16 protein-coding genes are annotated in these 20,864 nt (G+C 70.6%); 8 read left to right on the top strand and 8 right to left on the bottom strand.

All coding sequences use genetic code 11. From position 1 onward, the window contains the following. The 4 genes from OHT77_RS42885 to OHT77_RS42870 all read right to left on the bottom strand — a co-directional run bounded on the left by OHT77_RS42885 (nt 1) and on the right by OHT77_RS42870 (nt 3,413). Nucleotides 1–654 carry a TetR family transcriptional regulator gene (locus OHT77_RS42885; RefSeq protein ID WP_328833787.1) on the bottom strand — a complete coding sequence of 218 codons (654 nt, stop codon included), beginning with the start codon at nt 652–654 and terminating at the stop codon, nt 1–3. A 136-nt stretch (nt 655–790) separates the two neighbouring features. Then, entirely contained in the window at nt 791–1,369 is a 579-nt protein-coding gene (locus tag OHT77_RS42880; RefSeq protein WP_328833786.1) for a hypothetical protein, read from the bottom strand. Nucleotides 1,370–1,520: 151 nt separating this feature from the next. Continuing rightward, entirely contained in the window at nt 1,521–2,399 is an 879-nt protein-coding gene (locus tag OHT77_RS42875) for a SigB/SigF/SigG family RNA polymerase sigma factor (protein ID WP_328833785.1), read from the bottom strand. Between the two features lie 201 nt (nt 2,400–2,600). Beyond that, a complete protein-coding gene (locus OHT77_RS42870) occupies nt 2,601–3,413 on the bottom strand; it encodes an SAM-dependent methyltransferase (RefSeq protein ID WP_328833784.1) in 813 nt (270 codons plus the stop codon). Between the two features lie 211 nt (nt 3,414–3,624). On the opposite strand from OHT77_RS42870, the gene OHT77_RS42865 reads away from it, so the two are divergent. Further along, nucleotides 3,625–4,911 carry a PP2C family protein-serine/threonine phosphatase gene (locus tag OHT77_RS42865; RefSeq protein WP_328833783.1) on the top strand — a complete coding sequence of 429 codons (1,287 nt, stop codon included), beginning with the start codon at nt 3,625–3,627 and terminating at the stop codon, nt 4,909–4,911. A 40-nt stretch (nt 4,912–4,951) separates the two neighbouring features. On the opposite strand, the gene OHT77_RS42860 is transcribed toward OHT77_RS42865, so the two are convergent. Then, a complete protein-coding gene (locus OHT77_RS42860) occupies nt 4,952–5,398 on the bottom strand; it encodes an ATP-binding protein (RefSeq protein WP_266775233.1) in 447 nt (148 codons plus the stop codon). A gap of 239 nt (nt 5,399–5,637) precedes the next feature. On the opposite strand from OHT77_RS42860, the gene OHT77_RS42855 reads away from it, so the two are divergent. The 6 genes from OHT77_RS42855 to OHT77_RS42830 all read left to right on the top strand — a co-directional run bounded on the left by OHT77_RS42855 (nt 5,638) and on the right by OHT77_RS42830 (nt 10,734). Further along, the gene (locus OHT77_RS42855; RefSeq protein ID WP_266775232.1) at nt 5,638–6,510 is read left to right on the top strand and encodes a helix-turn-helix domain-containing protein; all 873 of its coding nucleotides are present in this window, start codon (nt 5,638–5,640) and stop codon (nt 6,508–6,510) included. After that, nucleotides 6,507–6,758, top strand: coding sequence for a DUF397 domain-containing protein (locus OHT77_RS42850; protein ID WP_266775231.1), 252 nt, complete (start codon nt 6,507–6,509; stop codon nt 6,756–6,758). Before OHT77_RS42855 ends, OHT77_RS42850 begins: the two co-directional genes overlap by 4 nt. 84 nt (nt 6,759–6,842) lie before the next feature. Further along, nucleotides 6,843–7,670 carry an SAM-dependent methyltransferase gene (locus tag OHT77_RS42845; protein WP_328833782.1) on the top strand — a complete coding sequence of 276 codons (828 nt, stop codon included), beginning with the start codon at nt 6,843–6,845 and terminating at the stop codon, nt 7,668–7,670. A 369-nt stretch (nt 7,671–8,039) separates the two neighbouring features. After that, on the top strand, nt 8,040–9,083 hold the full coding sequence (locus OHT77_RS42840; protein ID WP_328833781.1) for a glycoside hydrolase family 5 protein: 1,044 nt from the start codon (nt 8,040–8,042) through the stop codon (nt 9,081–9,083). A 264-nt stretch (nt 9,084–9,347) separates the two neighbouring features. Beyond that, nucleotides 9,348–10,160, top strand: coding sequence for an SDR family NAD(P)-dependent oxidoreductase (locus tag OHT77_RS42835; RefSeq protein WP_328833780.1), 813 nt, complete (start codon nt 9,348–9,350; stop codon nt 10,158–10,160). A 133-nt stretch (nt 10,161–10,293) separates the two neighbouring features. Further along, a complete protein-coding gene (locus OHT77_RS42830) occupies nt 10,294–10,734 on the top strand; it encodes a VOC family protein (RefSeq protein ID WP_328833779.1) in 441 nt (146 codons plus the stop codon). 24 nt (nt 10,735–10,758) lie between these two features. Here the strand turns inward: OHT77_RS42830 and OHT77_RS42825 are convergent, their stop codons facing one another. From OHT77_RS42825 to OHT77_RS42815, 3 genes are all read right to left on the bottom strand, one after another. After that, entirely contained in the window at nt 10,759–11,412 is a 654-nt protein-coding gene (locus tag OHT77_RS42825) for a TetR/AcrR family transcriptional regulator (RefSeq protein WP_328833778.1), read from the bottom strand. Between the two features lie 78 nt (nt 11,413–11,490). Further along, on the bottom strand, nt 11,491–12,420 hold the full coding sequence (locus OHT77_RS42820) for an oxygenase MpaB family protein (protein ID WP_328833777.1): 930 nt from the start codon (nt 12,418–12,420) through the stop codon (nt 11,491–11,493). A 30-nt stretch (nt 12,421–12,450) separates the two neighbouring features. Further along, on the bottom strand, nt 12,451–12,888 hold the full coding sequence (locus tag OHT77_RS42815) for a hypothetical protein (protein ID WP_328833776.1): 438 nt from the start codon (nt 12,886–12,888) through the stop codon (nt 12,451–12,453). Between the two features lie 81 nt (nt 12,889–12,969). Between OHT77_RS42815 and OHT77_RS42810 the strand changes: the two genes are divergently transcribed. Next, a complete protein-coding gene (locus OHT77_RS42810; RefSeq protein ID WP_443048185.1) occupies nt 12,970–20,805 on the top strand; it encodes an alpha/beta fold hydrolase in 7,836 nt (2,611 codons plus the stop codon). Nucleotides 20,806–20,864 lie beyond the last annotated feature (59 nt).

Here is a 20,864-nt window from a genome sequence, read left to right as displayed (position 1 = left end):
TCAGTCGTCCGCAGCCGCCCGGGCCGACGGCGCGACCTCGTCCACCACGATCCGCGCCTGCTTCTCCGGCACACCGGCCGCGATCAGCGAGGCGACCGCCGCATGGGTGCCGTCGTCCTCCAGCGCCCCGGAGTTGACCTCTTCGAGCAGGGCGATCGACATGGCTTCGAGTCCGGCGCTGAGCACGGCGGCCGACAGCTGGGTGTGGAAGACGCCCTCGCGCTGGCCCCGGTCCAGGATGGTCGCCGCCGCGCCGCGCGCCGGTGACAGGATCTCGGTGACGCGCTCCACGCCCAGATCGCGCCGGGCCAGCGCCAGGAGCAGCCGGTAGCGGTCGCCCACGGTCCACATCGACAGCACGAACCGCGCGTACGACCGCTCGGCCGACTCCGCCCCGGCACCGGGCGGCTCCGGCTCGGCGGGCAGCGCGGCCCGCAACGCCTCCGACGCCTCCTCGGCCAGCGCCTCCAGCAACGCCTCCCGGCCGGGGAAGTGCCCGAACAGGGTGCGTCGTACGACCCCGGAGGCGCGCGCGAGTTCTTCCAGCGTGATGTCGGGGTTCCGGCCGAGTTCCCGGCGGGCCGTGGCCAGGATGCGTTCCCGGTTGGAGCGCGCGTTGCTGCGCTGGGGGACTCGGGCCGGGGACTTGGTCACGGACAACCTCGGTGAAGTGCGGGTACGGGGGTGAACGGTACGTCCAGTCTGGCACGGGCCCGGGGTGCCACGGCGGCGCGGCACCGCGGGCACGGCCCATCCCGGCAGCCGTGGCAGCTGTCCATCACGGGCACCGTCAGTGGGACGCGTGCAGATGCCGGTCGAGCCGCTCCTGCGCGCTGTCCACGCTCACTCCGAGCGCCTTGCCCAGGGCCTCGCCGGACACGTCGTCGGCCTGCACTCCGTACGCGGCCTCCTTGCCGACGCGCCCCGCCATGCGCTCCAGCAATGCCACCGCCTTCAGCGCGGCGACCGGCGCGGTCTCGGCGAGCGCGTCGAGGCTCTCCTCCAACTGCTCCAGCAGAGCGGAGAGTTCCTCGGGCAGCGGGATCGTGCGCCGCTCGACGGCATGGATGTGTTCCCACCAGTCGTCGTACGCGTCGGAGGTGTCCAGGTCGTCGAGGTCGTGGTCGTCGACCTGCTCCCAGTCGATGGGATGGTTCACCCCGCGCCAGCCGCACGCGCAGGACGCGCGCCGTCCGGTCGCTTTCGGCCGGCCGAGCCAGCCGTTGTACGCCCACCACTCACGTGTCTCGAAGCCGCAACTCCCGCTGCCCACCTCGAGATAGACCGGCTTCGGCTCACTGCCGTCGGCGAGGACCGCTCCCACGATGCCCTCGTGGGACTCCCCGAACTCCTCACTCCGCCACGCCACAACTCCCCCTTCCGGAAACCCCGCTACGGCCGGGCCCGCACCGGAAGGTGCTGACCCGGCCACAGTACGAGAGTGCCGCAGAACGGATATCCGGGGAGGGTGAAATCCTCCAACAGCCCGGATTGTTGGGACATTCGGCCCGATCGGTCCGTCAGGCGACCGCGGGGTCGAGCAGCCCCGCGCGGAGGCGGCGGAGCATCCGGCTGATGAGCCGGGAGACGTGCATCTGGGAGATGCCGAGTTCCTCGCCGATCTCGGCCTGGGTGCGCTCCTCGACGTAACGCATGTGGATGATCTGCCGCTCGCGCTCGTCGAGTTGGGCGATCAGCGGGGCCAGGGAGCTGAGGTCGTCGACCAGTTCCATCCCCGGGTCGTCCTCGCCGATGACGTCGGCCAGCACGGTCTCGCCCTCGGCGCCCGCGTCGGAGCTGAGCGCCGCGTCGAGCGAGGAGGAGGTGTAGCCGTTGGACGCCTTGCGGGCCTCGATGACCTCTTCCTCGGAGAGGCACATCAGCTCGGACAGCTCACGCGTGGTGGGCGTACGGCCGAGGCGGGAGCGCAGTTCCTCGGTCGCCTTGGCCAGCTCGACGCGGGCCTCCTGGAGCCGGCGCGGCACGTGGACGGCCCAGCTGGTGTCGCGGAAGAAGCGCTTGATCTCGCCGACGATGTAAGGGACGGCGAACGAGGTGAACTCCACCTGACGGGTGAGCTCGAACCGGTCGATCGCCTTGATGAGTCCGATCGTGCCGACCTGGACGATGTCCTCCATCTCGTTGTTGCTGCGGCTGCGGAAGCGCGCGGCCGCGTAGCGCACGAGGGAGAGGTTCATCTCGATCAGGGTGTTGCGCACGTACTGGTGCTCGTGAGTGCCTTCCTCCAGCGAGGTCAGCCGGTCGAAGAACTGGCGCGACAGCTCACGCGCGTCCTTCGGGCTCACCTTCGACGGCTGCGCGATCCTGGGAAGCGCTTCCCCTGCCGTCGTCCGCTGCCCTGCCGTGGCCGGTGCCTCCGCTGCCGTCACGGCTGCCATAACGCCCACCCCATTCGTCCGGAAGTACTGCCGACAAGACCCCCCTGCCCCCGTTCTCGCGACTCACTCCCCCTCATCCGGACAATTTCGGGGCGCGCGCCTCGTTTTCCCGCGGACAGGCCGAAGTTCCCTGCTCACAGGGCTGAGTTCCCTGCCGAGAGGTCAAAGTTCCTCGCGAACACGGCGGCCGGCGGGCCGAGTTCAGTCGCTCTTGCGGCCGACCCCCGCGTAGACCCAGTACTCCGAGGGCTTCTCCGGGATCTCGTCCTCCGAGTCCGGGCGCCACAAGGGGACGTAGGTCAGGCCGGGTTCGACCAGGTCGAAGCCGTCGAACAGGCCGTGGATCTCCTCGTAGGAACGGGCGGTGACCGGCGAAGTGGCCTTGGAGCTGTACAGCTTGCCCACGGCCGCGGCGGTGTCCGGGCGGTCCTCGTTGGTGGCATGGCTCATGGCCAGCCAGCTCCCGTGCGGGAGTTGGTCGCGGAAGGCGGCGACGATGCCGGCCGGGTCCTCGCCGGGTGAGACGAAGTGCAGGATCGTGATCATCAGGACGGCGACCGGCTGGTCGAAGTCGATCAACTTCCGTACCTGCGGGGCGGACAGGACGTCGGAGGGCCGCCGGATGTCGCCGTCGACGATGTCCGCGTCCGGGTTGTCCGCGAGGAGGGAGGTGCTGTGGGCGACGGCCACCGGGTCGTTGTCCACGTAGACCACGCGCGCTCCGGGGCTTGCGGCCTGCGCGACCTCGTGCACGTTGCCCTGGGTGGGGATGCCCGAGCCGAGGTCGATGAACTGCCGTACCCCGGAGGCGATCAGGAAGCGCACGGCCCGGCCGAGGAAGTCGCGGTTGGCACGGGCCAGGGTGCGTACCTGGGGGTCGATCGCCGTGAAGGCGGCGAGTGCCTCACGGTCTATGGCGAAATTGTGTTCACCGCCCAGCATCGCGTCGTACATTCGGGCGACACTCGCCTTCCCCGGATCGATCCCCTGCGGCAGACCTCCACTGTCCGGCACCACAACTCCCTTTCGACCCAAGATCCTTGACGCGCCATCATATAGTTGCCGACGAAACCACGGCAGACCGCTTGCCTCCCCCACGCCACGCGACCGGTCCCCCACGCTGAAAGGCACGACCCTGCGGAACGAACCGCGCAGTCACCACGGTGACGCACTCCCTGCCGGTCCCCCACGCCGCAGGCAGGCCACCTTCGCGCCCGCCGCGGACGTGATCGGCTCCGAGCTCGATCTGCGGCTGACCGGCAGCCATGTCGTGCACGCGCTGACGCCCGGGTTCTGCGACGCCGCGTCGGTGTATCTGCTGGAGCGGTGGGTGCTGGAGGAGAACGCGTATCCCGCCGCCGATCCGCCCCAGATCGAGGCGCGGAGGCTGGCGCTGCGGGTGGGCTCGGAGGCGCCGGAGGCCTGGGACGGTGTGCTGCCGGTCGGCGAGGTGGTCGTGTTCCCTCGCGAGACCCCGTACGCGCGCGCTCTGGCCAGCGGGCACACGCAGCTGCTCGACGCGGTGGACAAGCACACCTCGGATCGGCTGCTGGCCTCCGCGGGCGGTGACGCGAAGCGCATAGACGATCTGCTCGGGACGGCGTCGTTCCTCGTCGTACCGCTCCAACTGCGGGGTGCCACCGTCGGGTTCGTCGCGTGCACGCGCGGCCCGGACCGGGAGCCGTTCCTGCCCGGCGAGGCGGTCGCCGTGGAGTCGTTGGCGGCGAGGGCGAGTGTGGCCCTGGACAACGCGCGCCGCTACGAGCGCGAGCGCCGCACCGCGCTCGCCATCCGCAACAGCCTGCTCCCGGACCCGGCCCGCGCCTTCGACGGCTGCCGTATCGCGCACGGCTATCTCCCGGCCGGGCAGGCCAACATCATCGGCGGCGACTGGTTCGACGTCCTGCCCCGCCCCGGCGGCCGGGTCGGCCTGGTCGTCGGCGACGCGATGGGCCACGGCCCCGAGTCCGCAGTGGCCATGATCCAGTTGCGCACGGCGGTGCGCACGCTGGCGCGGCTCGACATGGAACCGGCCGAACTGCTGCGCAGACTCGACGAGTTGGCCTACGACACACCGGGCGCGTCCTTCGCGACCTGCATCTACGCCGAGTGGGACGCCCGGGCCCACTCGTGCACGCTGGTCGGTGCCGGACATCCGCCGCCGCTGCTGCTCGGCCCGGACGGACCGGCCGCACCGGTCACGCTCGCCAGCGCCGGACTGCCGCTGGGGCTCGGCACGGGCAACTACGAGGCCACCGTGCTCACCATCGACGAGCCGGCCCTGCTCCTTCTCTACAGCGACGGCCTGGTCGAGTCGCGGCACGCCGACATAGACCACGAGATCGCCCGGCTGGCCCGCACCCTCGACACGGCCGCCGCCGAACCCGTGCCGCCCGGCGCGCCGGATCCGTTCCCCACGCTGTGCGAGCGGCTGCTGCGGCCGCCGTATTCGGCGCCCGGGGCGGACGATCGCACCCTGCTGCTGGCCGAGTTGACGCCCGCGACCACCTGAACAGGCCGCGGGCGTCCTCGCCCCCTCCACGTGTCCGGCATCAGTAGCCGGTGGACAGAGTGGCCCACACGGCCTTTCCGCCGGTGAGTCCCGATCGGTCGACCCCCCAGGTCTCCGCGATCGCCTGCACGATGAACAGTCCGCGCCCGCTCTCGTCGTCGAGACACGGCTCGCATCTGGAGAGGTTGCTGCCCGTGTAGTCGTGGTCGTGCACCTCGATGCGGAGACTACGGTCGGTGACGAGCCCGACACCGCACAGGAGCCGCGCGCTGGGCGTGTGACACACGCCGTTGGTGGCCAGCTCGGAGATGAGCAGGACCGCGTCGTCACGGACCGGTTCGGGCAGCCGCCACTTGGCGAGCTGCGCGCCCATGGCGTGCCGGGCGGTCCGGACACCGGAGCGGTGCGCCGGCAATTCCAGCCAGTGCGCCAGGTCCGGGCTGGCGACATCTAAGAGCTGCGGGGAGGGAGTCGTGTGGGGGGACACGGTGGTTCGCCTTCCATCGGGGGCGGGCGCAGGCGGGAGACGCACGGCGTGACCAACAGGCCTGCCGGACTTGGGGAGTTCGGTGGACGGCCTAGATCGCTCACACAAGTAACTATGCCCATAGCTCAGTTCAAGCTGCAACCGACTCCCTGATAATTTCAGAACGACCGTTTCTGTCTGGCGGCATCAGCAAGTCGCTGTCAGACTAATGCCGGTGACAGTCCCTCAGGAGGTTGGGCGTGAGCGAAGCTCGGTCGAGCACCGGCGCGGGTGCACCCACGGTTCTCCGCATGATCCTCGGCCGACGGCTGCAGGAGAGGCGGCAGGACGCGGGGGTGTCCCTGGAGAACGCCGCGAAGGCTCTGCGGGTCACGTCCCTGACCATCCGCCGGCTGGAAAAGGCCGAGGTCGGCCTCAAACCGCTCTATGTCGAGAAGCTGCTGGAGACCTACGGCGCCGACCGCCAGGAGATCGACGAGTTCGTCGCCCTCGCCGACCGGGCCAACGAGCCCGGCTGGTGGCACGCCTACCGCGATGTGCTCCCGGGCTGGTTCACCGCCTATGTGAGCCTGGAGACCGGCGCCAAGACCCTGCGTACCTATGAGCCGCACTACGTCACGGGACTCCTGCAGACGTACGACTACGCGCGAGGCGTGCTGAGCGGCGGCTTCCCGAACGACAACGACGAAGACCTTGAACGGCGGGTGCAGTTGCGTCTGCGCCGCCAGAGTCTGCTGGAGAGGCCGGACTCGCCCACGCTGTGGGCGGTGCTGGAAGAAGCCGTGCTCCACCGGGTGGTGGGAGGTCCCGCGGTCATGCGGGACCAGATAGACCGGCTCCTCGAGGTCTCGGAACTGGACCACGTCAGTGTCGACATCGTCCCGTTCTCGGCGGGTGCCCACGTCGGGGCGTGCGCACCCTTCACCTATTTCCGGTTCCAGGAACCGGAGCTGCCCGACGTCGTCTACAGCGAGATCCTCTCCGCCTCCATGTATCTGGACCAGCGGTCCGATGTCGTGGCCCATCTGGAGGCGCACAACAGGATGTCGCTGCTGACCTCGTCCGCGGACAGCAAGGCGCTCTTGAACCGCATGCGCAAGGAGTACTCATGACCACCACCGACGACATGGTCTACAACGGGATGCCCGCGTCGAACCTCGGCGAGCAGGGCTGGGAATGCCCCTGGAGCGGTCCCAACGGGGGTCAGTGCGTGGAGACGAAGCAACTCGCCGACGGGCGGATCGCGTTGCGCCAGTCGACCGATCCCGCGGGACCCGCGCTCATCTACACGCCCCAGGAGATGGCCGCGTTCGTCGACGGGGTCAAGCGGGGACTGGCCGACCATCTGATGGCAGGCTGAACCACACCACGGGCGTGGGGAATTGGAGCCGGCCCGGCTGCGACCTGCCCGAGACGCCGACGTACACCACCTGAGAGGGAGAGCATGACCAACGCCCACGCCGCACGGGACATCGACACCAGCAGGCCGCACTCCGCCCGCATGTACGACTACTACCTGGGCGGCAAGGACCACTTCGAGGTCGACAAGCAGGCGGCCGAGGCGGTCTCGGGCGTCTTCACCGGCGTCTTCGTCGCCGCCCGGGAGAACCGCGGGTTCATGCACCGCGCCACCCGCGCGCTCGCCCGGGAGCACGGCATCCGCCAGTGGCTCGACATCGGCACGGGCATCCCCACCGAGCCGAACCTGCACCAGGTGGCCCAGTCCGTGGTGCCCGAGGCCCGGGTGGTCTACGCCGACAACGACCCGCTGGTCCTGAAGTACGCCGAGCGCCTGATGCGCAGCACCCAGCAGGGACGCACCGCGTACGTCCAGGCGGACGTGAACGACCCCGACACGCTCCTCAACTCCCCCGAAGTGGCCGAGATACTCGACTTCGACGAGCCGATCGCGCTCTCGCTGAACGCCCTGCTGCACTTCGTCACCGACGACCAGGACCCGTACGGTCTCGTGGAGCGTCTGGTGTCGGTGCTCCCCTCGGGCAGCGCGCTGGCCATCAGCCACGTCACCGCGGACTTCGACCCCGAGCCCTGGGCGAAGGTCACGGCGATCTACGAGGAGGCCGGGACGCCGGTGAAGGTCCGCAGCCGGGACGAGGTCGCGCGGTTCTTCACCGGGCTCGACCTGCTCGAGCCGGGCATCGCCGTGGGGCACCGCTGGCGTCCGGCCCCCGTCACCGAGGAGTTGTCCGAGGCGGAGGCACCCACGGACGCCAAGGTCAGCCTGTGGACCGGGGTGGGCATCAAGCCGTAGCCCCGCCGCGGGACGCCCATGACGTCGTGTGCGGGAAACCTTGACGACGGCGGTGCCGGATGCCACGATTCCGGCGCCGCCATGTTTGCGTAAACATCTCAACCCACCTCCTCGGCCTCGGGATCGGCCGAGGATTCCGGCGCAGGATGTTTACGTAAACGCCGCGTCGCGGCCGGTGGAGGAAGGGAGACAGGAGGCTCCCGGCGAGCAGGGCCCACCGTGCCCCACTCCCCCAACACCACCGCGCCCACCGGGACGTGGGACGACGAGCCGACGTCATCCGCCCCGCCCGGTATCTGTTCCGACGGCCGCTCAGCCGCGCGCAGGTCCCGCCCTGCGCGGAGTCGCCATTCCTGAAAGGGCAAGTCGATGCGCACCCACCCCGCCCGAACCCCTCTGCGGGCCACCTTCGTGGCCGTCGCGATCGCCGCGGTCACCGGCGCCACGCTGGCCGGCAGCCCCGCCTCCGCCGCGCCGAGCACCAACACGTCCCAGTTCAAGGGCGTCAACTGGGCCGACCCGCGCGACAATTACGCCGACGACCCGGTCGTCCTGTCCGGCCTGTCGCTCTCCGACAGCTACGCCCAGACGTACGTGAAGGCGACCCGGGTGATCGCGGCGTTCCGCGCCAACCTCGGCGCCAACACGGTGCGGCTGCCCATCAACCCGTACACGGTGAACGGCAGTTACTGGAAGTCGTACCGCGGAGTGATCGACGCGGCGACGGCACAGGGGTTCAAGGTCATCGTCTCCTACTGGGAGGGGACGGGCGCCAACAAGGACGGCTTCATCGACGACCCCGCCACCTACTGGCCCATGTGGAGCACCGTCGTCAAGGCCTACCAGCACAACCAGCGCGTCTACTTCGAGCCGATGAACGAGCCCCACGGCTACACCGACGCCGAGTGGGCCGACCTCGCCGCGAAGTGGCTGGACACCTACCGCTCGGTGCCGCGCAACCGCGTCTTCGTCAGCGGCGCCGGCTACAACGACCATGTCACCACGGTCTGCGCGGACCCGCGCCTGAAGGGCACGTACCTCTCCCTGCACCACTACGGCTTCTGGAAGGACTACGCGACCTACGACCAGTGGGTCAGCGACCTCAAGGAACGCCTCGGCACCTGCGCGAACCGCACGGTGGCCGACGAGTTCGGCGCCCCGATGACCACTGGCCTGAACTACGACGTCCCGACGCCCGCCGACAACTCGGTCAACTTCATCCAGGCCGACACCGACACGTTCCGCCAGCTCGGCATGGGGTCCGTGTACTGGCCCGGCCTGCGCACCGACGACACGTACTCGATCCAGAAGCTCATCGGCGACGCGGCCCGCCCGTGGCTGGTCACCACCAACCAGTCCGGCGCCGACCGCCTGGCGTGGGCGTGGGGGCGCGGCAAGCCCGTGAAGTCCTGAACAGGTGCCCTGGTCCGCGCCCGCCGTCCAACGGGGCGCGGACCAGGGCACGTTGGGCAGGGGCTGCGAGTCAGGCGCCTCCGCTCCGACGCCCGCGACCTGACGCCCAGCGGCGACGATGCGCGCGCCGTCCGCCGCGCAGTCGGTTCACGGCCTGGAACCGCTTTTTCGCACCGAGGCTCATTGCCGGTTGACATCTTGGTCACTGACCAACTTCACTGAAGGTGTTGGTCAGCGCACAAGAGCACCCCTGGAGGAGCGATCATGGCGAAGACGTGGTTCATCACCGGAGCCTCGAAGGGATTCGGCCGGGAGTGGGCGGAAGCCGCGCTCGAACGGGGCGACCGGGTCGCCGTGACCAGCCGTTCCGGGTCCGCCTTCGACGACCTGGTCGAGAAGTACGGCGACGCGGTGCTGCCGCAGCGGGCGGACGTCGCGGACCGTACGGCGGCGTTCGCGGCCGTGCAGCGTGCGATCGACACGTTCGGCGCGCTGGACGTCGTCATCAACAACGCGGGCTACGGCCTGTTCGGCATGACCGAGGAGGTCACCGAGCGGCAGGCACGCGATCAGATCGAGATCAACGTGTTCGGCGCCCTGTGGGTCACCCAGGCGGCGCTCCCCCACCTCCGCGCCCGTGGATCGGGCCACATCATCCAGGTCTCCTCCATCGGCGGGGTCACCTCGCTGCCCGGGCTCGGCCTCTACCACGCGTCCAAGTTCGCTCTCGAAGGGTTCACCGCGAGCCTCGCCGCGGAGGTGAAGGGCTTCGGCATCAGGGTCACCCTGGTCGAGCCGGCCGGATACGCCACCGAATGGGCGGGCCCCTCCGCGGTACGGACCGACCGCCTCCCGGCCTACGACGACTTCCGCGCGGCCATGACGGGGATCTCCTCCAAGCGCGGCGATCCGAGTGCGACGCGGGCGGCGATTCTCACCGTGGTGGACGCGGAGCGGCCGCCGCTGCGGATCTTCTTCGGCGAGGGCCCGCTGGAGATGATCACCAAGGAGTACCAGGCGCGGCTCGACGAATGGCGAGCGTGGGACGAGGTGTCCAAGAGCGCGTTCGGGTCGTAAGGGATGACTTCTTGATGCGGATCGCGTGCCGGCACCCGAGGATGTCGAGAACGTGCCGCCGGCTCCGTCCCAGGGACATCAGCGGCCACCACCGGCCACGCGGCAAGGCCCAAGGGATGAAGGAGCAACCACCATGGCGATTCAGCGGATGGACAACGTAGGCATCGTCGTCGACGACATGGAAGCAGCCATCGCGTTCTTCCTGGAACTCGGCATGGAGCTGGAGGGCAGGGCCGAGGTCCAGGGCCCCTTCGCCGACCAGTGCACCGGGCTCGACGGCGTCCACTGCGACATCGCGATGGTCCGGACCCCGGACGGTCACAGCAGGCTGGAGCTGGCGAAGTACCGCAGCCCCGAGGTGATCGACGAGGGGCCGCGCGACCGGCCGCACAACATCCTGGGCACGCACCGCGTCATGTTCGCCGTCGACGACATCAAGGACACCGTCGCCCGCCTGCGCCCGCACGGTGCCGAACTCATCGGTGAGATCGCCCGGTTCGAGGACAGCTATCTGGTCTGCTACGTCCGCGGTCCGGAGGGCATCATCGTCGGCCTTGGCGAGCAGCTGAGTTGAGAGCCCCTAGCCCCTGACGCACTGTCATTTCGCAGCTTGTGAGCGGGGTTTGGTCGTCGGTGCCGATTGCAGGATCTGCTCGATCCCGAACTCGAAGCGCTCGCCGTAGTCGATCGACGCATAGTCCTCCAGCACCGAGTGCAGGCCCGGGAAATGCTGCTCGTCCAGCGTTTCCCGCAGCCGGTCGTGGAACTCGGCCGGTGTCGCCTGCTCCTCCTGGACGAGCCCGAGCGTGAAGTAGAAGAGGCTCCAGGACGTCCACGCGGCCGACTTGCGGGTCGGGCAGCCCTCGAAGAGGAGGGTCACCAGCCGTTCGGAAAAGGCCAGCGTGTTCGGCTCGACGGGGAAGGTCCCGGCGACGAGCAGCGCGCCGTCTCGGTGTCCGAGCATCGCCTGCCGCAGCCGCCGCAGGAGTTCGGTCGCCTGCTCGCGCCAGTCTCCGGGCAGGTCCTCGAGGTCGACCTCGCCCAGGATGGCTTCCGCCATCAGCCCGAGCAGCCGGTCCTTGGTCCGGATGTGCCACATGACCGTGTTCATCCGGACGTCGAGTTCGGCAGCGATCGTCCGGGCGGACAGTTTGGCGATGCCGTCACGTTGCAGGACGGCGAACGCGGTCGCGACGACACGGTCGAGGGTGATGCCGACCTTGGTCCGAGCAGCGCCTGGTGTCTTGGTCACCGATCAATGCTAGCCGGGCCGGCATCGCCGAGCGATCCCGCCACAGCACGCCCTCACGTGAACTGGCCACCACCGCGCCTACACGTCCGGCGCGTAGTGCTTCCCGTCCCCCCGCCGCTCCTCGGGCGGCAGATTCCGCCGCGGCGTCTGGACCGGTCCTACGACGAGACCGCGCGCCCGCTGCCAACCGGCCCTGGCCCGTGGGTGGTAGCGCCGCTCGAACGGCACGAGGTGCCAGCAGAGGGCGACGGTACGGCCCAGCAGCCACAGCGCGACCGCGCTCCGCCGCGACCAGCGGTAGCCCAACTTGGCGCGCACAGAGGGCGGATACATCCCGACGGTGAGCCACACGAAGGGCCGGGTCAGCGGACCCCGGATCACCCGCCACACCATGTCCGGCAGCCGGTTCAGGAAAGGTGGTTTGCCTATGCGGCGGATGTCGAGCACGGCGCGTGCCGCCCGGTTGTCCTCCAGAGTGTCGGCGCACATCCGCTCGAAGTACACCGTGAAATCTGCCCAGTTGGCGGGAGCGGGCCGGTCGCTGACCCCGTAAAGGCGGTACCACTGAAGGCTCTCGGCGTAGAACCGCTCCTTCTGTTCCCGTGTCAGCGGTCGGCCGAAGTACCGGCAGATCAGCACCGGCACCATGACGAAGGTCGCGTGCGCCCAGAAGAAGGTGTCCGGGTCGAGGGCGTGATAGCGCCGCCCCTTGCTGTCGACGCCCTTGATGCCGACGTGGTAGTCGCGCACCTCGCGGGCGGTGCGGGCCGCGTCCGGGCCGTCGTAGATCACTCCGGCGATCGGGTAGAGCGAGCGGAGCAGCCGTTCCCACCGCTCCTCGAAGAAGTGGGAGTGTTCTTCGACTCCGGCGCCGAGGCCGGGATGCATGTTCTGCATCGAACCGGCCCAGAGGCCGATCAGCATGCCCCGCCAGTCGCTGAAGTACCGCCAGGCCAGTGACGACGGCCCGAGCGGTTCGGGGGTCGTCGGGTCGCCGGGGGTGGTCAAGGGCCGCTCCTGACTGCCGAGTTGGGGTTCTTACAGGGCCCACCAGCAGTACAGCCGCCGGTTCTCCGCTGTGGCCCGCCTGGCCAGGCCGGACAACCGATGGAGCACTTCCGGCATCTTGGTGGGCGTGAATCTCAGTTCTTCGACCGCCGCGAACGGCCCTGCGGCCCGGTCCAGTCGTTCACCGGACGCCGTGGCCAGGGCGTCCCGGAGTGTGTCGGAGACGCTGATGATGAACGCCGCCTCGGCCTCGGGGTCCGAGAGGAGTTGCCCGGAGCGGGGGCGGGCGCGCGCCTCGTCGTAGGTGCAGTCGGTGAGGATGCCTTCGAGCCGCGCCATCACGACCACCGGGTCGATGTCCTTGAGGGACAGCACGTCGAACACCGACGGATCGGGCCCGCCCGGTGCGTCGAGGACACCGACGGCGGCCTCGTCACTCGCGGCCGAGAAGTACTCGCACATCACCATGCCGTAGAGCGTGCCCTATACCGCCGTCCGACGGCGACTGTCGTACGGTGACCGCTCACGGTGGGGAACGAAAGGGTGGGAATGGGAACTTACGGGGGCGAGCCGGTGCGTACACTGCCGGACATCCTGCGGGAACACGCGGCTCGGATCGGTGGCCGGACCGCATACCGCGACGACCGACGTGCCGTCACCTACGGGGAGTTGGAGCAGCGCACCGGCCGAGTGGCGGGGCACCTGGCGCGGCTCGGGGTACGACGTGGGGACCGGGTCGCGATCCATCTGGGCAACAGGGTCGAGCTGGTGGAGAGCTGGCTCGGAGTGCTGCGCGCCGGGGCGATCGGCGTCCTGCTCAACCCGGCTGCGTCGGAAGAGGAGTTGGCGTACTTCCTCGACGACAGCGGCGCCGTCGCGGCATTCACCGAGCGGTCGCTTGCCCACTTGGGAGCCGTGCAACGGGTGATCGTCGTCGGGCAGGAGGAACCGACCGACGGGGCGATCTCCTTCGAGGCCGTCGCCGGGACGGATTCGGGTACCGCTCCGCGTGACGACCTGGGACTCGACGAGCCCGCCTGGATCCACTACACCTCGGGCACGACCGGGCAGAGCAAGGGCGTGGTGTCGACGCAGCGTTCGGGACTGTGGTCGGTGACGGCGGCCTACGTACCGGCGTTCGGGTTGGCCCAACAGGACGACCTCCTCTGGCCGTTGCCGATGTTCCACGCCCTCGGCCACTCCATCTGTCTGCTGGGTGTCCTCTCCGTCGGTGCGAGCGCCCGTGTCCTGGCGCCGGGGGCGAGCGTCGTCGAGGCGCTCACCGCCGAGCCGTTCACCGTCCTGGGCGGGGTCCCCACCACCTACCGCCTGCTACTGGAGTCGCTACGGGAGACCGCGCGTCCGGTGCCCGCGTCGCTGCGGGTGTGCGTCAGCGGAGGGGCTCCCTGTTCGCCCGAATTGCGCGCCGAGACCGAACTGGCGCTGTCCGCGCCCCTGTTGGACGGATACGGCTCGACGGAGGCCTGCGGGAAGATCGCGATCCAACGGCTCGACGCTCCCCACGACGACCCCTCGCGCGGCTTTCCCATCCTGGTGCTGGACATCCGCATCACCGATCCGTCCACCGGTACCGAGGCACGCGCAGAGGACGAGGGTGAGATCTGGGTGCGTGGCCCCGGGGTGATGACCGGCTATCACAACCGGCCGGACGCCACGGCGGAGGCGTTCACCGACGGCTGGTACCGGACCGGCGACCTCGGTCGGCGTGACACGAGCGGTCGTCTCCATGTCACCGGCAGGGTCAAGGAGTTGATCATCCGGGGTGGGGTGAACATCAACCCCTCTGAGGTGGAGGGGGTGTTGCTGGCGCTCCCCGATGTCGTCGACGCCGCTGTGGTCGGCCGCCGGCACGACGTACTGGGCGAGGTGCCGGTGGCGTTCGTCGTGCCCGGCCCCGAAGGCGTGGACACGGCAAGGGCGTTCGCCGTCTGCCGGGAGAGGCTGTCCGGGTTCAAGGTGCCGGACGAGATCTATCCGACCGCCGCCCTCCCCCGTACCGCCACCGGCAAGCTCGCCAGGGCCGACCTCGCCGAACAGCTGCCGCAGCGCCTCGCCGCCGAACGGACGACCGCGTCGGCCGCTCTGCGCGAAGGGCTCGCGGCGGCCTCCGACGCCGTACTCGACCTGGTCCTCGACGTGACGGCACGGACCCTCGACGTCCCCGTGCCGGAACTCGACCCCGACGTGCCCTTCACCGCGCAGGGCCTCACCTCGCTCGGCGGGGTGCTGCTGCGCGACCGACTCGGCACGGCGACCGGTCTGCCGCTGCCCGCGACGCTCGTGTTCGACCACCCCACACCCACCGCTGTGGCGGCCCTCGTGCGCGACGCGTTGCAGGGAACCAGCCCTGCGCGTCAGTCGGTTGACGACGGCCGCTCCGAACCGGGCGAGCCCATCGCCATCGTGGCCATGGCCTGCCGCTACCCGGGCGGAGTCGAAACCCCGGAGGACCTATGGCAGTTGGTCGCCGACGGCACCGACGCGACCTCCGACTTCCCGGCCGACCGGGGCTGGAACGTGGACGACCTGTATGACCCGGACCCCGACCACCTCGGCACGTCAACCACCCGTCGCGGCGGGTTCGTCGACCGCGCCGCCGACTTCGACGCCGCGTTCTTCAGCATGTCGCCCCGCGAGGCACTAGCCACCGACCCTCAGCAGCGCCTGCTGCTGGAGACCGGCTGGGAGTTGCTGGAGCGGGCGGGCGTTGACCCGGCCGGGCTGCGCGACAGCGACACCGGTGTCTTCGTCGGCGTCATGCACGCCACCTACGCGAGTCGTCTACTGCACCGCGGCGGCCACGAGTTGGAGGCGCATCTCGCCCTCGGCTCGGCGGGCAGCGTGGTCTCCGGCCGCATCGCCTACACACTGGGACTGCGCGGGCCCGCCGTCACGGTGGACACCGCGTGCTCGTCGTCGCTGGTCGCGATGCACTCGGCAGTACGGTCCCTGCGCGACGGCGAGTGCTCGCTCGCCGTCGCCGGCGGGGTCACGGTCATGGCGTCACCGGGCCCGTTCGTCGCGTTCAGCCGGTTGCGCGGGCTGGCCCCCGACGGCCGCTGCAAGCCGTTCTCGGCGGCGGCCGACGGCACCGCCTGGGGTGAAGGGGTCGGCCTGGTCCTGCTGGAGCGGCTCTCGGACGCCCGGCGCCACGGCCATCCCGTACTCGCTGTACTGCGCGGCTCGGCCGTCAACTCCGACGGCGCCTCCAACGGCCTCACCGCCCCCAACGGCCCTGCCCAGCAACGGGTGATCCGCTCGGCGCTGGCCGACGCGGGACTGTCCCCGGCGGACATCGACACCGTCGAGGCCCACGGCACGGGCACCGCACTCGGCGACCCGATCGAGGCACAGGCCCTCCTCGCCACCTACGGCGAGCACCGCACCGCCCAACGCCCGCTGTGGCTCGGCTCGTTGAAGTCCAACCTCGGGCACACCCAGGCCGCGGCCGGTGTCGGCGGCGTCATCAAGACCGTCCTGGCCATGCACCACGACCGCCTCCCCCGCACCCTGCACGCCGACGAACCCTCACCTCACGTCGACTGGTCTTCGGGCACGGTACGACTGCTGTCCCGGGACGAGGAGTGGCCACCCGAGCCCGGCCGCCCACGCCGCGCGGCGGTGTCGGCGTTCGGCATCGGCGGGACCAACGCGCACGTGATCCTGGAGGAGCCCGAGGCGGTCACGTCTCACGAACAACCCCTGCGCCGCACCGTGACACCCCCACTGCTGCTCTCGGCGGCGAGCCCGGCCGCCCTGCGCGAACAGGCCGCACGCACTGCCGACTTCCTTCGCACCCACCCCGAACTCCCCCTCCCGGACGTGGCGTTCACCCATGCGACCACCCGAGCCGCACTCCCCCACCGAGCCGCCGTCACCACCGACGACCGCACGGCGACACTGACCGCCCTCGACGCCCTCACGCAGACCGCTCCCCCGCACCCCGCCAACTCCTCCGCCCGCCTGGCCCTTCTCTTCACCGGCCAGGGCGCGCAACGGACGGGAATGGGACGGGCGTTGTACGACACCTTCCCGGTGTTCGCGACCGCCTTCGACGCCTTGTGCGCACGCTTCGACGCCCACTTGGAACGTGCCCTGCGCTCGGTCCTCTGGGACACCGACGCCAGCAAGCTCCTGAACCGCACGGACTTCGCCCAGGCCGCCCTCTTCACCTTCGAGGTGTCCACCTTCCGACTGCTCGAATCGTGGGGCGTACGACCGGAGTTCCTCGCCGGGCACTCGGTCGGCGAGCTGGCGGCAGCGCACTGCGCGGGTGTGCTCTCCGAGGCGGACGCCGTCGAACTGGTCGCGGCGCGCGGACGGTTGATGCGGGCACTGCCGGAGGGCGGGGCCATGGTGGCTCTCGACGCCGCCGAGGCGGAGGTACTGCCCGAGCTGACCGAGGGCGTCGCGGTCGCGGCCGTGAACGGCCCTCGCGCGGTCGTCGTCTCCGGCGCGGAGGACCCGGTCCTCGCGCTCGCCGAACGCTTCGCCGCACGAGGTCGCCGTACCGTCCGGCTACGGGTGAGCCACGCCTTCCACTCCCCTCTCATGGAACCGATGCTCGCCGAATTCGGCCGTGTCGCGGGCGAGTTGACGTACCGCGCGCCCTCTGTCCCGGTGGTGTCGGGCCTGACCGGGCTTCCCGCCACCGGGGAGGAGCTGCGGTCGGCCGCGTACTGGGTACGGCATGCCCGTGAGGCCGTGCGGTTCGGGGACGCCGTGCAGTGGCTGGCGCACGACGGCCGGGTGACCGCGTTCGCGGAGATCGGCCCGGACGCCCAGCTCACGGCCCAGGCCGCGACGGGCCTGGCCGGGACCGGCAAGGAACTCCTCTTCACGGCAACGGCCCGCCGGGACGGCGCGGAGCCACGGACGATGCTCGACGCGCTCGGTCAACTCCACGTCCATGGGGTGCGGTTGGACTGGCATCAGGTGTACGCGGGCAGCGGTGCCCGACGCGTCGACAACCTGCCGACCTACCCCTTCCAACGGCAGCGCTACTGGCTGCCCGACACCGCTACCGGCGCGACCACCGGCACCGCACACCCGCTCCTGACGCACACGGTCACCGTGCCGGGCACCGAACGGCTCTTGTGCACGGACAACTTGTCCGGCGCGGCCCAACCCTGGCTGCGTGACCATGTCGTGGGCGGCCACACCCTCGTGCCCGGCGCCGCGTTCGCCGACCTCGTGCTGCACGCGGGCGACCTGTGCGGCCTCGCCGTACTGGAGGAACTCGCTCTGCTCAACCCGCTGTTCCTCCCCGAGGACGACGAAGCGGGCATCCAGCTCCAGGTGGTCCTGGGCGAACCGGACGACTCCGGGCGCCGTAGCGCGGACGTGTACGCGCGGCCGGAGGAGTCCGGCGCGCTGGGCACGTGGACGCAGCATGCGACGGGTCGGCTCGGCCCAGGAGTCCTGACCGATCCGGTCCCGCTCACGGCATGGCCGCCGGCCGGTGCCACCCGACTGGATCTCGCCGGTGCCTACGAGCGGGTGGCCGAGGCCGGGCTGGCGTACGGTCCGGCGTTCCAGGGTGTGACGGCGCTATGGCAGCGGGGCGAGGAACTCTTCGCCGAGGTCGGCCCGTTGCCGGTCGCGGACGCCCGGCACCACATGCTCCACCCCGCCCTGCTGGATGCCGCCCTGCACACGGGACTCCTCGCCGAACCGCCGACCGGCACGCCCCGACTGCCGTTCGCCTGGCGGGGCTTGAGCCTGCACGCCACGGGCGCGACGGCCCTGCGCGTCCGCATGACGACAGCCGAGCCGGACTCGATCACCCTCGATCTCGCCACTCCCACGGGCGAACCCGTTGCCCGGCTGGAGTCCATGACCACGCGCCCGGCGCCGGACGTGGCCCCCGCCCCGGCCGGAGACCTGTACCGGCTGCGCTGGACGGGCGTCCCGGACGGCGGTGAGGCGCCCACCGTGACGATGTCGACGACGGACGACCTGGACCTGGCTCCGTTCCTCGCCTCCGCCGACGACGAGTCGTCCTGGTCCGACGCAGCGCCGGAGTTGGTCGTGGCGTCCTTGTCCGATCGCAGCGACGCGCACACGGACCCGGCCGCCGCTGCACACGAACTGACCGCACGCGCACTGACGTTGCTGCAAACACATCTCGCCGGTACCGGGCGCCTCGCCGTGGTCACGCGCGGTGCCTCCGGCGCCTCACCGGACCTGCCCGCCGCGACCGTCTGGGGCCTGCTGCGGACCGCGCAGTCCGAGTACCCCGGGCGCCTCACGCTCCTGGACGTCGACGACCACCCCGAGTCGATGCGACGGCTGTCCGCCGCCCTCGCCACCGGCGAACCCCAAATCGCCGTACAAGAAGGCATGTTGAGGGTCCCCCTGGTGGCTGCCGTACCCGGTTCGGCGGAGGACAGCACTCTCGGCGGGGGCACTGTCCTCATCACCGGTGGCACGGGGTCCCTGGGAGCCATGCTGGCCCGGCACCTGGTCGACCGGCATGGGGTGCGGCGGCTCGTCCTGCTCAGTCGGCGCGGTGAACAGGCGCCGGGCGCACGGGAGGTGCGGGACGAGCTCCAGGAAGCGGGCGCACAGGTGGACCTGGTGGCCTGTGACATCGCTGAGCGGGACCAACTCGCCTCCGTGGTCGCGAGGTTCGGCCCCGACCTGACCGCCGTAGTGCACGCGGCTGGTGTCCTGGATGACGGGGTGCTGGCCTCGATGACACCCGAACGGCTGACGCAGGTGCTGCGGCCGAAGGCCCACGCGGCTTGGCAGTTGCACGAGTTGACGAAGGAGCTGCCTCTCACGCAGTTCGTGTTGTTCTCGTCGGCGGCCGGGTTGCTCGGCAACGCCGGTCAGGGCACCTACGCGGCGGCGAACTCCTTCCTGGACGCGCTCGCCCGTCATCGTGCTCAACTGGGCCTGCCCGCGCTGTCGTTGGCGTGGGGTGCGTGGGCGGACGAGGAAGGGATGGCGGCGCGCAGCGGGCGGGTTCACGGCGGCCCGGTGCGTGCGGTCTCCCCGGAGCAGGCGTTCGCGCTCTTCGACGCCGCCCTCGGCAGCGGCGAACCGGTCCTCGCGCCACTGCCGTTGGACCGTTCCCCGAAGGCACTCCCGGCCGGGGCGGTCGTACCGCCGCCGCTGCGTGGCCTGTTGCGCGCGGAACGGCGGTCGGCCTCTGCCGTGGCCAGTGATGGAGCGCCCGGCAGTGGGGCCGGTGCGTGGCGGGGGCGGCTCGCGGCTCTGCCCGAACCCGAGCGGCTGCCCGCGTTGCGAGGGCTGATCCGGACCGAGGTCGCCGGAGTGCTCGGGCACACGGACACCGACGCCGTCGACCGGGACTTCTCGGAGCTGGGCCTCGACTCCTTGATGCGGGTGATGCTCTGCAACCGGCTGAGCCTCCTGACCGGCACGCCTCTCGCGGTCACGGTGGCCTACGACTGGCCGGACACGGAACAGCTCGCCGAGCACCTGTACGGCGAGCTGCGCGGCAGCCTCTCCGACGAGATCTCCGTCACGGCCGTGCCGTCACCTGTGGAGCCCGGAGGGCGCGGGCGCGGGGCGGGGCAGTCGCTGCCCGGCCTGTACCGGAAGGTGTGCGAGAGCGGGGAGGTCGTAGCGGCCATGCATCTGGTGGTGACGGCGTCCATCGGTGCCCCCTCCTTCGGCCCGGAAGAGGCCGCCCGGCACGCGCTGCCGCCGTTGCGGCTGGCGGCAGGCGCCCGGGGGCCGGCCCTTGTGTGTGTTCCGGGGTTCGCGACCAATCTGGGGCGGCCCTGGTACGCGGGGCTCGCTCCTTGTTTCGAGGGTGAGCGGGACGTGTTCGAGGTGCGGCACCCCGGGGTCGATCACGGGGACGCGGTGGCCAGGGACCTGGAGTCGCTGACCGAGGCGCACGCCACCGCCGTACGGCATCAACTCGGCGACAGGCGCTGTGTGTTGGTCGGCCATTCCATGGGCGGGACGGCCGCGCACGCGCTCGCCGCCCGGCTGGCGTCGCTCGGGGCTCCCCCGGCCGGGCTCGTGCTGATCGACTCGTACCACGTCACCCCGGACCGGGAGGCCGAGCCGTGGCTGCTGTCGCTGCCGGCGCGGATTCCGCTGGCGGTCGGAGAGAGGTTCGACACGTTGGTGGACGATCTGACGCTGCTGTCGCTGGGGGCGTACACGCGGATGTTCCGGGGGTGGCGGCCCGAGTCCATCGAGGTGCCCACCCTGTCGGTGCGGGCCTCGGAACCGCTGCCGGACATGCCGCGGGAGTGGAGGTCCTCGTGGCCGGGTGTGCGGGACACGGTGGACACCGCCGGTACGCATCTGAGCGTGCTGGAGGAGGACGCGGCGACGACGGCGAAGGCCTTGCGGGACTGGATCGACGCGCTCGTGTAGCCCCGTACGAAACCCAATATCTACGTCGGCGACATGAGAAATGAAATTAACGTCCGCAC

It is taken from the genome of Streptomyces sp. NBC_00252, assembly GCF_036187565.1.
GTDB lineage: Bacteria > Actinomycetota > Actinomycetes > Streptomycetales > Streptomycetaceae > Streptomyces.
Note: the sequence above shows the minus strand (reverse complement) of the source record. Positions and strands in the feature narration are given on the sequence as shown.